Origin of the sequence: Spongiivirga citrea (genome assembly GCF_010671565.1) — a bacterium.
Lineage (GTDB): Bacteria > Bacteroidota > Bacteroidia > Flavobacteriales > Flavobacteriaceae > Spongiivirga > Spongiivirga citrea.
Window position 1 is genome coordinate 39,254 of record NZ_JAABOQ010000003.1, and the last position, 15,909, is coordinate 55,162.

7 protein-coding genes are annotated in these 15,909 nt (G+C 38.0%); all 7 read left to right on the forward strand.

What is annotated here, in order from left to right; translation table 11 throughout:
* Nucleotides 1-206: 206 nt before the first annotated feature.
* The 7 genes from GWK10_RS06825 to GWK10_RS06855 all read left to right on the forward strand — a co-directional run bounded on the left by GWK10_RS06825 (nt 207) and on the right by GWK10_RS06855 (nt 15,816).
* The gene (locus tag GWK10_RS06825; protein WP_239540722.1) at nt 207-3,143 is read left to right on the forward strand and encodes a SusC/RagA family TonB-linked outer membrane protein; all 2,937 of its coding nucleotides are present in this window, start codon (nt 207-209) and stop codon (nt 3,141-3,143) included.
* Nucleotides 3,144-3,154: 11 nt separating this feature from the next.
* Complete coding sequence (locus GWK10_RS06830; protein WP_164030667.1) at nt 3,155-4,738, forward strand: RagB/SusD family nutrient uptake outer membrane protein; 1,584 nt, start codon at nt 3,155-3,157, stop codon at nt 4,736-4,738.
* A gap of 18 nt (nt 4,739-4,756) precedes the next feature.
* Nucleotides 4,757-5,857, forward strand: a complete 1,101-nt coding sequence (locus GWK10_RS06835) for a SusE domain-containing protein (RefSeq protein ID WP_164030670.1) — start codon at nt 4,757-4,759, stop codon at nt 5,855-5,857.
* A gap of 23 nt (nt 5,858-5,880) precedes the next feature.
* Entirely contained in the window at nt 5,881-7,320 is a 1,440-nt protein-coding gene (locus GWK10_RS06840; protein ID WP_164030674.1) for a SusE domain-containing protein, read from the forward strand.
* 65 nt (nt 7,321-7,385) lie between these two features.
* Nucleotides 7,386-10,742: an alpha-amylase family glycosyl hydrolase gene (locus GWK10_RS06845; protein WP_164030679.1), complete on the forward strand. Its 3,357-nt coding sequence runs from the start codon at nt 7,386-7,388 to the stop codon at nt 10,740-10,742.
* Between the two features lie 304 nt (nt 10,743-11,046).
* Nucleotides 11,047-14,172 (forward strand): SusC/RagA family TonB-linked outer membrane protein, encoded by a 3,126-nt coding sequence (locus GWK10_RS06850; RefSeq protein WP_164030682.1) that lies wholly within the window; start codon nt 11,047-11,049, stop codon nt 14,170-14,172.
* An 18-nt stretch (nt 14,173-14,190) separates the two neighbouring features.
* Nucleotides 14,191-15,816, forward strand: coding sequence for a RagB/SusD family nutrient uptake outer membrane protein (locus GWK10_RS06855; protein ID WP_164030686.1), 1,626 nt, complete (start codon nt 14,191-14,193; stop codon nt 15,814-15,816).
* The last annotated feature ends 93 nt before the right edge of the window (nt 15,817-15,909 follow it).

The window sequence follows — 15,909 nt, forward strand, 5'->3', positions numbered from 1 at the left end:
AAAATTTCGAATGGCATATTTATTCGCTTTTGATTTAATAACAACCCTCAAATCAAAAAAGTTTTCAACACGAAAACGTTGTAAGTGCCCGTCAGCTCTACGATGGGCGCAATTTAACACTTTATTTATATAGATTCGTGCCAGCGAGAGCTAAAACTCAACTCTATTTCAAACTAAATTTTAATTAATCAATTTTTATGAAAACAATGCAAAAGTACCTTTTGCTAGTGCTGTTTCTAATTCCGATTGGAATGTTTGCACAAAATCAAGTAAAAGGGACGGTGACTGAAAAAGCAACAGGCACTCCTTTGCCAGGCGCAAGTGTGGTAGTTAAAGGAACTACCAATGGAACCCAAACAGATTTTGATGGTAACTACATCATTAATGCGAACACGGGCGACATTCTAGTTTTTTCTTACGTTGGCTTTAAGACTATCGAGCTTTCGGTAAATACTAATGTCATCAATGTTTCTTTAGAAGATGACCTTAACAAACTTGATGAAGTTGTAGTTATTGGTTATGGTAGCACGACTGTAAGAGATGCAACTGGGTCGGTTACGGCGGTTACTTCTGAAGATTTTAACCAAGGTAACATGGTTACAGCAGAGAACCTTTTAAATGGTCGTACTGCTGGTGTTACAGTAAACACTTCAGGCGCACCAGGTTCAGGTAGTACTATTCGAATTAGAGGTGGTGCTTCATTAAGCGCTAACAATAGCCCTTTAATTGTAATAGACGGACTACCAATAACAAATGATACTGCAGGAGGTTCGCGATCTATTTTGGCAAGTATAAATCCAAATGATATTGAATCTTTTTCAATTCTAAAAGATGCATCAGCATCTGCTATCTACGGATCTAGAGCATCGAACGGTGTGATCATCATTACTACGAAAAAAGGTAAAAGTTCGCTTCGCGTGAATTATGATGTGACTACAGGTTACAATACTGTAGCCGATAGAATTGATGTGTTTTCCGCTGACGAATTTAGAAATCAAATAAACCAACGACAGCCACTAATTGCAAATGAATTAGGTTCAGCTAATACCGACTGGCAAGATGAAATATTTGAAACACAATTTTCTGTAAACCATAGTATTTCAGCAAGCGGATCTTTATTTGGAGCTATCCCGGCAAGGCTATCAGTTGGATATAATAGACAACCAGGAACCTTAAAAACTTCAAACTTTGAGCGTGCTACCTACTCGTTAGCATTAAATCCCAGTTTATTTGATGAGCATTTAAGAATTAACCTAAATGCAAATTACTCAAGAGAAGATAACCGTTTTGCAGGCGCAGGAAACATTGGTGCTGCTTTGCGCTTTGACCCGACACAACCGGTTTTAGACCCTAGTAATCCTTTTGGTGGTTTTTTCCAATATATCGACGGAAATGGGAACAGAAGAGCAAATGCTCCTACCAACCCAGTTGCTAACTTATTACAAGTGCGCAATTTTGGTAATGTAGATCGTTTTTATGGCCGTGCTGAGTTTGATTACAAATTGCACTTTTTCCCCGACATGAGAGCCGTGGTGCAACTAGGTTATGACAAATCTAATGGTGAAGGAACTAATATTACCGATCCTATTTCCATTAATGGTTTTAATGCCAATACAGGAATTGGAGATCCACAACAAAACAACAATTCAGCTTTTGAAAGTATTCGTGAAAACACCCAGTTAAATGCCTACTTAGTATATAATAAAGAAGTTGGCAACCTAGGCCTTGAAATTACCGGTGGTTATGACTACCAGAAATTTGTTAGAAGTGATTTTGGAACGAATAACTTAAATGCATTTAACCCAACAGAACCGGATAATGCTGAAGCTATTGATGTAGTATTAGCCTCATTTTTTGGTAGAGCTAATTTCGATATTGCAAACAAGTACTTATTAACCTTAACATATCGTAGAGACGGGTCGTCAAGATTTACAGATGATTTTAGATGGGGTAACTTTCCTGCAGCCGCCTTTGCCTGGAAGATTAATGAAGAAGGCTTCTTAAAAGATTCTCAAACCGTATCTAATTTAAAGTTACGTTTAGGTTGGGGTATTACTGGTCAACAAGATATTAATGCAGGTTCTTTGGTAAATGCATTTCAATCTACCCTTGGTCTTTCAAGTAATGTTGCACAATACGTATTTGGGGTTACACCAATCGTAACTGCCTTACCGAACTATCGAAACCCTTTATTAAAATGGGAGGAAACAACGCAGTATAACGCTGGTATCGATTTCGGATTGTTCGATCAAAGACTATCTGGTAGTATTGATGTTTTTAGAAAAGAATCAAAAGATCTTTTGGTAAATTCTCCAGTGGCTGACGGTGCCAACTTTAGTAATAGTGGTGCCCAAAACATCGGTAAATTATCATCTGAAGGTATTGAACTTACCGTAGAAGGTGACGTTGTTAGAAATGATAATTTCAATTGGAATTTAAGTTTCAACACCACTTTTCTAAATAGAGAAATTGACCAACTACCATTAGGAGCTGACATTAATGTTGGTGGAAGAGCCGGTGGAACTGGGGGTACTATTCAGGTTTGGAGAGAAGGTGAAAACCCAAGCTCATTTTTTGTTTACAAGCAATTGTATGACACAGCTGGAGAGCCTATCGAAGGTGCATTTCAAGATCTTGATGGAAATGGCATTATCAACGCATCAGATCGATACATAAAAGGAAATGCCGATGCATTCGCTACTATGGGGCTTCGTTCGACAAACACCTATAAGAACTTCGATTTTTCATTTACACTAAGGGCCAGTTTAGGCAATGAAGTATACAACAATGTGTCATCGGCAAATGCATATTACAGCCTGCTTAATGGAAACGGATTCCCGAGCAATGTTCCTACGACGGTAACAACTACCAACTTCATCAACCAGAATTCACAAATAATCAATTCTGACATTTATGTAGAGGACGGTTCTTTCTTAAAAATGGACAATATCAACCTAGGCTACACTTTTAATGAATTAGCAAATACCGAAGCTTCACTAAGAGTATGGACAGGTGTACAAAACGTCTTTATAATTTCTGATTATAGCGGACTTGATCCAGAAATTCCATCAGGAAATGGAATTGACGGGGCTATTTACCCTAGACCTAGAACATTTTTACTTGGTGCTAACTTAAGTTTCTAAACAAAAGAATTATGAAAAAATATTTCAATTTAAAACAACAAATCTCTGCTGCACTTGTCTTTATGACAATGCTGCTAGTAGTTGGCTGTACTGATGATTTAGATACAACTCCTACTGATGATGATACTACATCGGCTGAGCAATTTCTTGACAGTCCTGAGGCCTACAAGCAATTACTTGCAGGTATCTATGCAAATTTTGCCTTACCAGGGCAAACTAATGCAGTAACCTCAAGCATCACAGGAATCGATGCTGGTTCTGGTGTGTTCACTCGAGCATTATGGTATATGCAAGAACTTTCTGCCGATGCTGCAATATGGTCATACGAAAATGATCCTGGCGTAGCCGGAATACAACGTAATACCTGGACCGATTCCAACTCATTTGTTCTTGGTATGTGGTCACGTATGGCACAATCTGTAGCCTTTGCAAACGACTTTTTAAGACAAACGGAAGGTGTTACTAGCTCCGAAGTTCCAGAAATAGCATCATTTAGAGCTGAAGCTCGCTTCCTAAGATCATTGGCATACTATTATTTTATCGATCTATACGGGAAGGCACCATTCGTGGATGAGAACTCGGCAGTAGATCCAACTTTTCAACCACCTCAGGCTGAAAGACAACAACTTTTTGACTTCATAGAATCTGAAGTGCAAGCTTTTATGGGCGATTTGCCAGATGCTGGTCAAAACGAATATGGTCGCGCGGACAAAGGAGCGGCTATGATGCTTCTTGCAAAATTGTATTTGAATGCTGAGGTATATCTTGGTACCCCGCGATATGATGATTGTGTTAGCATTTGCAATGATATTATTGCAACTGGTGCTTATTCATTAAATCCTGTTTATGCGCACAATTTTACAGGTGATAATTATTTGAGTCAAGAGCTGATCTTCACTTTTATTTCTGATGCGACTTCTTCTCAAAGTTATGGTGGTATGACTATTATTTTGAATGGTGAAGTAGGTAATCTTGAAAATAATTCAGCTGCTATTGGTGTTGGAGGATTTGGTGGTGCACTACGTATGAAAGCCCAGCATTCAGCAATTATAAATACAGCTGCAAGTGGCGACAGAAATACGATAATTTCAGCTAATAGACCAGCTAACGTTACTGACATAGCTGACAGAACAACCGGATATGTAGTTGAAAAATTCACAAACAACACCTCGACCGGTGAGCCATCAGCAAGTAATTTATTTGCTGATACCGACTTTCCATTATTCCGCTATGCTGATGTTTACCTGATGTATGCAGAAGCGGTTGAAAGAGGTGCTACTATTGGTGGCGCTAGCAAAACACAAGCAGCAGATTACATTAACGAATTGAGAGTTCGTGCGAATGCCCCACAAATCACAATTAACGATCTGAGTTTAGATTTCATTTTAGATGAGCGTGTACGCGAACTATTCTGGGAAGGTCATAGACGTCAAGATCTTATTCGTTTTGATAAATATACTGGTGGTACGTTTAATTGGGATTGGAAAGGAAACTCTCGCACTGGTACTGCTATCAGCAATAACCTTCGCGTATACCCAATACCAGCACAAAGTATTGGAACAAATCCGAATTTAAAACAAAACCAAGGCTACTAAACTTAAAACTTTTTAATAATGAAAAAGAACATATATAAAGGTGCAATGCTATTTCTATCAGCATTTGTACTAGCTCTTTTTAATACGGCTTGCAACGAGGAGGAAGATACCTTGCAAATTAGCCAATCTGAAAGCGCATTACTAGCAACTTTGGATATTAGCAGAATCGAGCTTGATGCATCTAACACAGGAAACCCTGCCATTACATTTACGTGGGAGGAAGCAGATTATGGTGTGCAAACAGCTATCAACTACACTGTAGAAATCGCATCAGATGAGGCATTTACGAATCCGGTTGTAGCAGGAATTACAACTAGTGTAACATCGCTTACCCTTTCCGTGGGAGAACTAAACTCTGCGTCAGATATGGCGGGACTTACTCCTTTTGAATGGAATAACGCTTACACCAGAGTAATTGCTTCTTTAGGAAATCAAAACGGTGTAGCAGCTACCTCAAATACCATTGAATTGGAGGTGTTACCATTTTACAATTATCCAGTTAAAGATTACTTTTTAGTAGGAAATGCGACCGCACCTGATTGGAATAATGATAATAACAATCCACCATTATTTAGAGATCCTAGTGATACCAACGTTTATTACTACACTGGTTTTTATGCAGATGGTGCTTTTAAAATGTTAGAATTTAAAGGACAATGGCAACCACAATGGGGAACTAATGACGGAGTTAATCTAGCGCCAAATGACGGTTCTGATCCTGGCGTATTCAATCTTACAGATGGAGCTGGATTCTACGAATTTGTTGCAAATTTTAATACTAATAAATTCACAGTAACACCATTTGACGGTTCTGCTGCTGCATTATCAAGTGTTGGAATTGTAGGTTCTGGCTCTCCTGGAAATGCCTCTGAAACTGCCATGGTTCAATCTTCTTTTGACCCACACATTTGGCAGCTTAATGGAGTTCGTCTTACTAGAGGTGAAATTCAATTCATGGCAAATGGCTCAACTACTTGGGGAGCGGATACTGCATATTCCGGTCAGGCTACCGAAGGAGGAGCTAACGTTCCTGTACTAGTTGAAGATGAGTATGATGTGTGGTTTAATGACCTTACTGGGCGCTACATAATGATTCCTATTAACTTATCGCAATCATAATTGTGATCTTAATTCAAAACACAATGAAATCACTAATTTTAAAATTTAGTTTTTTAATAGCGCTCGTTTTTGTTGCAGCTTCTTGTAATGAAGACGAAAGTATCGAAGTGACTGCTCCTGAAGCAGTATTTCAAATTGATCAGCCGAGCATAACCAATATCAATCTTAATTTTGCCCTACCCGAAAATCCAGCATTTACCATTACCTGGGAAGATGAAGTTTCAGGTGCAAGTAGTTATGATGTTGAAATCGCTTCTGATTTTGATTTCACTTCACCAATACAACTTGGAAGCACAGATAAGAAAACATTTTCAAGAACTGTTGCTGAATTTAATACTGTTTTATTAGACCTTGGTGCAACAGCAAATACTGATTTTGTGGCTTACATCAGATTAAAAGCTGGCAGCTTAACAAGTAATACTATCCGATTTGATGTGATAGCTTATGCAGTTGACCCAGCAGTAATCACAAGTCCGTCTAGCACAACAGATATTGTGCTTTCTGATGCGACCATAGATGATACCGCATTAACAGTAAGTTGGGACGACAATGTAGATGGCGATGGTGTGGTGTATGATATTCAATTAGCACAAAGCGGAACTGATTTTACCAATCCTGTTATCGTTGCTTCTGACGTGGCAGGCACAACAGCTGAAATTCCGCATGGAGTTTTAAATGCAGCTGCTATAGGTGTTGGTCTTGAAGCAGGCGTTAAAGGATCTGTCGATATGAAGATCTTTGCCAAAGAAGTGACCGAATCTGGAACCTTAGAGCGACTTTCAGAAACAGTTACATTCTCGTTAACGCCCTATAGTCTCGATTTCCCTTATTTATTTTTTGTAGGAGCTGCAACTGCTCCAGGATGGGATAACAACAATAACAACCCTCCACTTTTCCGCGATCCGAATGATGGAAGTAAATATTATTACACTGCTTACTTTAATGGTGATGCCTTTAAGTTACTAGAGATAAAAGGACAATGGCAACCACAATGGGGAACTAATGACGGTAGCACTTTAGCTGTAAACGACGGCACAGGGTCTGATCCTGGCGTTTTTAACGCACCCGCTGCAGGTTATTATACTTTCTCAGTTGACATTGCCGGAACTTCTGGAACATTCTCTATTGAAAATTATGACGCATCTGGAGCAACCGATTATAACACAATTGGAATGATCGGATCATCTAGAACTGGTAATAATGATGGCTGGGCAGAACCTGATACAGATATGACTCAATCGCCTTTTGATTCTCACATATGGTATGCAAATAATATTACCCTATTAGATGGAGAATTAAAATTTAGAGCAAACGACTCCTGGGATACTAACTGGGGTTCTGCTACCGAATTATTCGGACTGGGCTCATTTGATGGGCCTGGAATTCCTGTAATTGCTGGAACCTATGATATATGGTTTAACGACCTTGACGGAAGTTACGTACTAGTACCACTAGACAACTAATTTTCATTTTTTAGTAAAATGGGCTGTATTTTCATGCAGCCCTTTTTGCATTTAAAACAAACGCCATGAAAAAGTTATTTCAATTATTTGTATCCATCTTTCCATTTCTTGGTATTGCACAAGAGCAAGAAGCGACCTTTGCAATAGTACCCAATGCCTTTAATGAAGATGAGGAAATCACTATTACAGTATCGGGAATTGATGTATCGCAATGGGGCGTAACTGATGTATACCTTTGGGCATGGTATTTTGATAGCCCCGCCGCAACTAGTGCTATTAATTCGCCTACCAATGGGGAATGGACCAACAGTGATGAATCGCAAAAAATGACCAATAATGGTGATGGCACTTTTTCATATTCCCTAATCCCAACATCATTTTACAACACAACAGGTATTGACAGAATAGGTATGCTTGTGAAGGCCAAAGACGGTACTGGCGATAAAAAAACCCAAGATAATATAGTTCAAGTCGGCAACTTTCAAATTACCCTCACCACTCCATCACAAGAAACTACTGTATTAAATAGTGGAGACAATCTATTAATTGAAGCTACTTCATCAATCCAAGCAACCTTTGAATTAAAAGCGAACGGAACAACAATTAATAGCACCTCAGGTTCATCAACTAACTATTCATTTACCGCAACCAACCTTACTTCTAATACCGATTTTGAATTAATTGCTACTAGCGGATCAGATACTAAAATTGCTAGTTTCAAAGTAGTAATTAAACCCACAGTAATTGAGGAATCCTTGCCTGTAGGATTGGTTGATGGAATTAATTTTGATAATACAGACGCTACAAAGGCTACTCTCGTTCTTTTTGCACCTGAAAAAGAATTTGTACATATAATTGGTGACTTCAACAATTGGGAAACGAACGATACCTACCTAATGAAAAAAGATCCAGCCACTGATAGATTTTGGCTAGAACTTACAGGACTCACTCCCCAATTTGATCATTTGTATCAGTATCTAGTTGAATTTGACATTAATATTCCAGACCCCTATTCAACAACTATACTTGATGGATTTGGAAATGATAATTTTATTGATACTACAACCTATCCTAACCTCCCAACTTATCCAACGGGACAATCGCAGGCTATAACAGTTTTACGCACAGGAGAACCAGATTACATTTGGCAAAGTACTGGATTTGTAAAACCTAAGAAAGAAGATCTTGTAATTTATGAATTACTAATTCGTGATTTTGATGAATTACATAGTTTTGATGCCGTAAAAGCACGACTAGATTATTTAGAAGATCTAGGAATTAATGCAATCGAATTGATGCCAGTAAATGAATTTGATGGCAATGAAAGTTGGGGCTATAACGTAGCTTTTCAAATGGCACTTGATAAATACTATGGAAACAAAAATGCATTTAAATCATTTATTGACGAATGCCACGCTCGAGGTATTGCCGTAATAATCGATGTAGTTTATAACCATGCGAGTGGGCAGCATCCTTATTATCGTATGTGGAATACGGATAATGGCGGCACAGGTGGCCAAGCAACTGCTCAAAATCCTTTTTTCAACCCCACTCCACGGCATTCTTTTAATGTATTCAACGATTTCAACCACCAAAGTTCGGCAACACAAGATTATGTAAACCAAACAGTAAGCTATTGGATTAATGAGTTTAAAATAGATGGAATGCGTTGGGATTTAACCAAAGGATTTACCCAAAACTGTAGCGCTTCTGATGAAAATTGTACGAATAGTTTACAACAAGACCGCATAGATGTTCTAAAAGGGTATGCCGATAATCAATGGGCATCTGATGACGATTTTTATGTCATTTTCGAGCATTTAGGTGAACTTCAAGAAGAAGAACAATGGGCCGACTATCGCATAGATGAAGGCAAAGGCATCATGTTATGGAACAAACAGACTGACCCTTATAATGAAGCGACTTTAGGTTTTCACGAAAATGGAAAATCAAATTTCTCTGGCGCTTCATATCAACAAAAAGGATTTAAACAGCCATCTACCATTTCATATATGGAAAGTCATGATGAGGAACGTTTGATGTTCAAAAACTTAGAATTTGGAAATAGTAACAGTTCATATAATGTAAAAGAACTCAATACTGCACTTGCAAGGATGAAGACAGCTGGAGCATTCTTTTTTACCATTCCCGGGCCGAAAATGATCTGGCAATTTGGAGAATTGGGTTATGATATATCTATAGATGAAAATGGCAGAACAGGTAACAAACCCATTCTTTGGCAATACAATGATGATCCTAACAGAAAAGCTATTTATGATACATGGACCGATCTTATTCAACTAAAAAAAGAAGAAGCCATATTCGAAACAACTGATTTTGAGATTGACTTTAGTAGATCAAACGGATTAAAAACTATACACCTCAATAATCCAGCTGCAACTGGAAGCGAAATTCAATATGTTACGATAATAGGGAACTTTGGCATCACTTCTCAAGAAATTAATCCTGATTTTCAAGAACCGGGTTATTGGTATGAGTTTTTGAAATTCAATAAAAAAACAACTATCAGCGACACCCAACAAGTTATCACCTTACTTCCTGGAGAATTCAAGATTTTTGGTAATCAACCCTCTTTACTTTTCCCTCTAGACGATGATGGTGATGGTGTCCAAAATGGAGAAGATCTTTGTCCCGATACTGAAGAAGGGACTACTGTTGATGTTACTGGATGTGCAGTTTTTAGTTTACCACCGAATAATTTTTCTATCAAAACAGAAAGCGAAACTTGTAGTGCAAGCGATAACGGAAAAATTACTATTTCAGCCCAAAACACTTTACTCAGCTATAGTGCTACCATTAATAATGATGAATCTAGTATTAAAAGTTTTACTGATTCTGTTTCATTTGATGAATTAATGGCAGGAAGCTACACTATTTGCATCAAAATCGATTCGCAACCAGATTACGAACAATGCTTTACTGCAACTATCACTGAACCTGACCTTTTAAATGTTAGTAGTAAAATTGACAAAGAAGCCAAGAAAATAACATTACAATTGAATGGTTCCAGAAGCTACCAAGTTATTTTGAACAATACAGTTTTTTATACCGAAGAGAGTACCCTGACCTTGGAATTGAATAACCAAGTCAACCATTTAGTAGTAAAAACAGATAAAGATTGTCAAGGAGTTTTTGAAAAAACGATTACACTTAGTGAAGAGGTTTTGCTATATCCGAACCCAGTAACTACTGGAAAACTATTTCTAAACTTTGATGATAATACTACTCATATAGTAACGGTAAACATTTATTCTTTAACAGGAACACTCATTCAAACAAAAAAACACGCAGCCAATCAAAACTTGGAAGTTGATATTAGTGATATTTCAAACGGAAATTACCTCTTGCAAATAGCCTCTAAAAATCTGGATAGTAAGGTATTTAAAATTGTAAAGAAATAAGAAGTAGAATCAGAATTGTGTTAAAAATTTGATGTGAAAATACTTGGTATATTTTCCGTTTATATGTTTACAACATTATCAACAATCAATTTTTTATCACAATAAAAATAGATATTAACAAAAATTATTACCGAAATTTAACGGATAGCTAAATAAAATAAGGGCTTGGAAGCGAAAACGTTTTCGGTATTTTTTTATACTTTTATGGTATTATCTTTTCCTTGTTAACTTTTATTTTACATATTTTTAACGATACTTAAATTGATTTTAAACTATTAATTCAAACCTTAAAACTCTATAATTTATGAAGAATAGTCTATTTAAAGGCTTATTACTTTGTGCCGTATTGTTAGGCTTCGGCTTTGCAAATGCACAAACGGTGTCCGGTACTGTATCGGATGCTTCGGGCCCATTGCCTGGGGCAAGCGTAGTTGTCAAAGGAACCACCAATGGTACCCAAACTGACTTCGATGGTAACTATACCTTAAATAACGTCGGTTCTGACGCTGTTTTAGTTTTTAGTTATGTTGGATTTGCGACACAAGAGATCGCAGTAAACGGAAAGACTACAATTAATGTAACACTTGTGGAGGATGCACAAGCCTTAGACGAAGTAGTTATTATTGGTTATGGTCAAACTACAGTAAAAGATGCCACAGGTTCTGTTGCGGCTGTCACCTCTGAAGATTTTAATAGTGGTGTAATCGCTTCACCTGAGCAATTAATACAAGGTAAAACTGCTGGTGTAAACATTCAACAAACGAGTGGTGAACCAGGAGCGGGTATTCAAATTAACATTCGTGGGGCTAATTCTGTAAGAGCAAATAATAATCCGTTATTTGTGGTAGATGGGGTTCCATTATTTGGACAGAATACCGACGCACAAGGTACTGCAGGTGATGGTGGTAGTGCAGTGGGTAATCCACTAAACTTCTTAAATCCTAACGATATCGAGGCTATAAGTATCCTTAAAGATGCTTCTGCAACAGCAATCTATGGATCACGTGGAGCTAATGGTGTTGTTATTATTACCACAAAAAGTGGTAAGGCCGGTGCTGGAGGCGTTTTTGAATTTTCTTCGAATTTAAGTTTCTCAGCTCCATTAAGAGAATTTGATTTATTAAATCGTGAAGATTATTTAGATGCAGTTGTTCAGTTTGGTGGTAACGCAGCAGCAAACGACTTTGGCGGGGATACCGACTGGCAGCAAGTTGTACTTAGAAATACAACTTCTACAAATCAAAATTTAGCTTATTCACACAACTACGGTTCTGGAAATGTTAGAGCAACTTTTGGTTATGGCAAGCAGTTTGGTGTTGTAGAAAAATCAGATTTCGAAAGAATAACAGGAAGGGTAAACTTTAACCAGCGTTTTCTTGATGATAAGTTAAAGTTAGGTTTACAAGCTTCACTTTCCAGAGTAAATAGAGAGCAACCTCCATTGGACGCTAGCGCAGGATTTAGAGGAGATATTTTAGGTGCAGCATATTCCGCAAACCCAACATGGCCGGCATTTGCCGACTTTGATGATGGTGGCGGTCAAGTACAACCAGCAAACTACTTAGCTGAAACTCAAAACCGTACAAATACTAACAGATTGCTATTGAATGGATCTTTAGAGTACCAATTCACTCCAGAGCTTTCTGCAAAAGTAAATCTTGGATGGGACCAATCAGATAGTGAAAATACTTCTGTCTTATCTGCAAACCTTCAAAACTTTAATGGTATAGAAGGTAACGGTTTTGGTTCATACAATACTTTAGAGAGAGAAAATAAGACATTAGAATTGACTGTAAACTATGCTAAGGAGTTTGAAAATTCTAACTTAGATGTTGTAGCAGGTTATGCTTTCCAGGATTTTAGAACTTTTGGAAGAAATGCTCAAGGAAGAGGGTTTGGAACTGTTGACTTAAATGCAATGGGAGCAGAACTAAGAAGTGTAGTTAATGCTGCACAAGCAACAATTGGAGGCTCATTCCAACAATTCTATTATGGAACTAATAGCAATGGTCTAATAGTAAATAGATTGTTTCCTACTGTAGTTTCTGGTGAAGAAATTCCTTTTCAATTCTCAAGAGAAGTTCAAGCGATTTCTGCAGATAATTTTGACAATACCGATGAATTACAATCGTTCTTTGCAAGAGCTAATTATGGCATAAACGATAAGTATTTATTTACAGCAACAGTGCGTGCGGATGGATCTTCTAGATTCGGTCCGGAAAATCAATATGGTTTCTTCCCATCTGGTGCATTTGCATGGAAAATGAGTGAAGAAGATTTTGTAGGAGAAAATGTTTCTACTTTAAAATTACGTCTAAGTGCTGGTATTACAGGTAACCAAGATGGTTTAGGTTTTGGTAATTTTGTTGCACGCCAGCGTTTTTCTGGAAGAGGAACAAACAATGACCTTACTGTGAATGGAAATGGTACTGTAATTGTAGCTACAGATGTTCCTGACTTAAAGTGGGAGTCTACTTTAAATTATAACTTAGGTCTCGATTTCGGTTTTAACTCTGATCGTTTTACTGGTAGCTTTGATGTTTATCGCAGCGAAACAAATGACTTGTTATTGCAAACACCTCCAGCTGCTCCAGCAGTTAACCCATTCCAATTTGGTAATGTTGACGCTAAAATCATCAATCAAGGTATCGAACTATCTTTGGGATATGATTTCGTTCAAACAGAGGACACAACATTCTCTGCGAACTTCAATATATCTTTTAATGATAATGAAATCCAAGATTTTGATGGAGCAATTAACACAGGGGCAATTAACGGGCCTGGTTTATCAGGTGCTTTTGCTCAACGTTTTGAAGCTGGAAATTCATTATTTTCATATTATATGGCAATCTTTGAAGGCTTTGACAGCAGTGGAAACCCAATATATGCTGACATCGACGGAAATGGTGTAGGCGATCCTGATGCTGACAAGACCTTTGTCGGAGAAGATGCATTACCAGATGTTAATACTGGTCTATCATTAAATGTATCGCATAAAAACTGGAGTTTTAGTACTTATTTTGCCGGTCAGTTTGGATTCTCTGTTTATAATAATACAGCAAATTCATTCTTTAACGCTGGACAAATTGGAACCGCACGTAACGTTACCCAAAATGTTGTAACTAGTGGAGAAAACCAAGGTGCTTCAACTGCTGTGTCAACGCGATTCTTAGAGAAAGGTGATTTTATTCGTCTTCAGAACGCAACCATTGGTTATAACGTGCCTCTAACAGGAGATGGTGTTTTCAAAAGTGTGAAATTATCTCTTACTGGTCAAAACTTATTTTTGATTACAGATTATAGTGGTATCGATCCAGAGGTGACTGTAGGTACAGGAACTTTAGGCTCAGGAATTCCGGTAAGAGGTATTGACTGGTCTGCATTCCCGAATCCAAGAACAATAACGTTTGGCATTAATGCTACATTCTAATTGAAAAAATTGTTTATTATGAGAAAAAGTATATTAAAATTTTGTGGCGTTACTGCTCTAGCAATAGGCGCCCTCAGTTCCTGTACAGATCTTGAGATCGAGGAAACTGATTCTTTTATTAGTGAAGGTTTTCAGGGCTTAGAAAGTCCACAATCTTCATTAGACCAGCTTTATCAAAATGTTGCTGGTCAGCGAGCCGATCAGGCGAATACGTACGCTCTGAATGAGGTTACAACTGACGCACAGTTAATTCCAACTCGCGGACCAGACTGGGGTGATAACGGACGTTGGAGAAAACTACACCAACATGAATGGGGTTTAGAGGAGGTTGATATCATCACTCCATTTAATCAATGGAATGCGAACCAGCTAACAGCTTCTCAAATTTTAGATCCGAGAAGTAATGCTACTGGAACTATTGCTGCTGAAGCGAGCTTCTTAAGAGCCTTCTCTATGTGGCAAGCGCTAGACTTTTTTGGTCAAGTTCCATTTAGAGACGTTACACTCTCTTCATCTTCTGTACCAGAAGTGTTAAGTGGACAAGCTGCAGTTGACTTCATCATCGCAGATATTGATGCGGCAATTGCCGGTTTACCATCAACTGGAGCTAATGCTGGTGATGATTTGAAAACAGCGAGCAAAGCCGCCGCAAGATTTCTGAAAGCCAAGGTTTTGTTGAATAAGCACATTTATGTTAATCAACTTACAGGCGGAGGCGGTACTCCTGATTCATCTGATATGGCTGAAGTGATTTCTTTAGTTGATGCTATTGCTGCAGATGGGTTTGCATTACAGGCTGGTTATTTCGATATCTTTAGAGATACGGCTGACTCAGAAACCATTCTATGGGGTGACAGTGCAGTAGGTAATCGTATTTTCAATGTATTACATTACAACTCTACTGAAATTTCTGGTGGAGGCTGGAATGGCTTTAGTACGCTTGCTGAATATTATGATATGTTTGAAGGTGATGCTAATAGCAACCGTGTTGAATTGGATGAAACTCCGTTGGATGGTCAAGAAGAGCGTCGCGGCGGTGTACCTTCTGAAGGACTACCATTCACAGACCGTGCTGGTACGACAGATAATGGCGGATTCGAAGACGGCTCAAATGTTGGTAATGGATTCTTAATCGGTCAGCAATATGCACTTGATGGTACTCCTCTACAAGATAGACAAGGTGCTCCATTAACTTTCAAAAGAGACTTTGTTAATGGTGAAGGCCAATCTAGTTTGATTAATAATGATGAAACTACTGGTATTCGTGTTATTAAGTATAACCCAAGATTTGGAGCTTTTACTAGCCACTCTATGATCTTTAGATATTCAGATGCTCATTTAATGAAAGCTGAAGCTATGATGCGTAGTGGTGGTGATCCAACTGCAATGGTAAATGAATTACGTGTTTTACGTCAGGCATCTCCACTTGCGTCAGTAGGCGAACAAGAGCTACTTGATGAAAGAGGTCGTGAATTATTCACTGAGCACTGGAGACGTAACGATATGATTCGTTTTGGTCAGTACTTAAGAGACTGGGAATTAAAAGGTGACGGACAAGCAGGAAACACAACTCGCTTGTTATTCCCAATTCCATTACCACAAATATTAGCTAATCCTAATTTGGTACAGAATCCTGGTTACTAATTAAGGAATTTTATAAGACTAAAAAGCCGTTCAAATTCTGAACGGCTTTTTTGTTAATAACCCCGCGCATACCTTAACATTTACTTGCTTTAT

Coding starts and splice junctions, on each gene's coding strand:
- GWK10_RS06825 (WP_239540722.1), top strand. CDS start 207: ATGCAAAAGTACCTTTTGCTAGTGCTGTTTCTAATTCCGATTGGAATG.
- GWK10_RS06830 (WP_164030667.1), top strand. CDS start 3,155: ATGAAAAAATATTTCAATTTAAAACAACAAATCTCTGCTGCACTTGTC.
- GWK10_RS06835 (WP_164030670.1), top strand. CDS start 4,757: ATGAAAAAGAACATATATAAAGGTGCAATGCTATTTCTATCAGCATTT.
- GWK10_RS06840 (WP_164030674.1), top strand. CDS start 5,881: ATGAAATCACTAATTTTAAAATTTAGTTTTTTAATAGCGCTCGTTTTT.
- GWK10_RS06845 (WP_164030679.1), top strand. CDS start 7,386: ATGAAAAAGTTATTTCAATTATTTGTATCCATCTTTCCATTTCTTGGT.
- GWK10_RS06850 (WP_164030682.1), top strand. CDS start 11,047: ATGAAGAATAGTCTATTTAAAGGCTTATTACTTTGTGCCGTATTGTTA.
- GWK10_RS06855 (WP_164030686.1), top strand. CDS start 14,191: ATGAGAAAAAGTATATTAAAATTTTGTGGCGTTACTGCTCTAGCAATA.